Raw genomic sequence first — 1162 nt, forward strand, 5'->3', positions numbered from 1 at the left:
GTACCTCGTAGTCGGGCAGATCCTTCGACAAATGGCCGATGTAGATCGCAACGCCCGCCGCGACCAGAAGGGCCAGCGTCGTGCCGATGCCGAAAAAATAGCCAATGAGACGAATCATACCCGCTCCAGTCCTTGGTTCGGGAATTTCCTAAACGAAGCCGCCTTTCACGCAAGCTTTCGAGCCGGTCCCAATCCGTAATCGAAAACCCTTGTCGCCGCCATGTGGACAAAATACGGCAATGCCTGATTTCACGGCTGCTGGCCGGAAATAAAAGCACTGGGTGTTGTCGTCGCGCAACGCCGCCTCTGGTTGCAGGCGTCGCCGGTCATGTCAACCTCCGGTTCCCGATCCGGCCTTGGCCGACGCGAACAGCGCGACGGCGTTGGTTATGCTCTGGGCCGCCTTGCCGCGCCAGTCGGCGTTGAGCAACTGCGCCTCGTCCTTGGCGTTCGAGAGATAACCGAGTTCGACCAGCACCGACGGCACATCGGGTGCCTTGAGCACCTTGAAACCCGCGGAGCGCTGCGGATTGTTGATAAGACCGACGCTGGTCGACAACTGGCCAACCAGCGTGTGGGCGAAACTCATCGAGAAGTTGTGTGTTTCGCGGCGGATCAGGTCGATCAGGATGTCGGTGACTTCCTTGTTGTCGTTCTTGATTTCCATGCCGGCGAACTGGTCGGAGAGGTTCTCACGGTCGGCAAGCGCCTGCGCCTCGGGGTCCGAAGCCTTGTCGGAGACGGTATAGACGGTGGCGCCGCGAATGCCCTTGACGCTGATCGTGTCGGCATGGATCGAAATAAGCAGGTCGGCCTCATGCTGACGGGCAATGCGCACGCGGTCGTCCAGACGCAGGAATTCGTCTGTGTCGCGCGTCATGAACACATCATAATTGCCGACGGCCGCGAGTTTGTCGCGCAGCTCCGTGGCGAAGGCCAGCGTGACGTTTTTTTCGATGGTGCCGTTCAGGCCCTCGGCACCGCCGTCGATGCCGCCATGGCCGGGGTCGATGACGACGGTGAACCGATGGCCCGGATTGGAGACCGGCCCGGTGCCGACCCGCCCTCCCTTGTCGGTCGAAACGGTCGATCCGGTGGTCAGCGCCTGATTGGCAAGTGCGGCATCGAACTCGCGTTCGGATGCCGCCGACATGTCGATGGC

The 1162-nt window shown here is 61.2% G+C and carries 1 protein-coding gene; it reads right to left on the reverse strand.

The window, feature by feature from the left end; genetic code table 11:
* Positions 1 to 331: 331 nt before the first annotated feature.
* The coding region (locus EN879_RS36660) for an N-acetylmuramoyl-L-alanine amidase (protein ID WP_164774876.1) at positions 332 to 1162 on the reverse strand (831 nt) is incomplete at its 5' end.

It is taken from the genome of Mesorhizobium sp. M7A.F.Ca.AU.002.02.1.1, from assembly GCF_003998535.1.
Classification (GTDB): Bacteria; Pseudomonadota; Alphaproteobacteria; order Rhizobiales; family Rhizobiaceae; genus Mesorhizobium; species Mesorhizobium ciceri.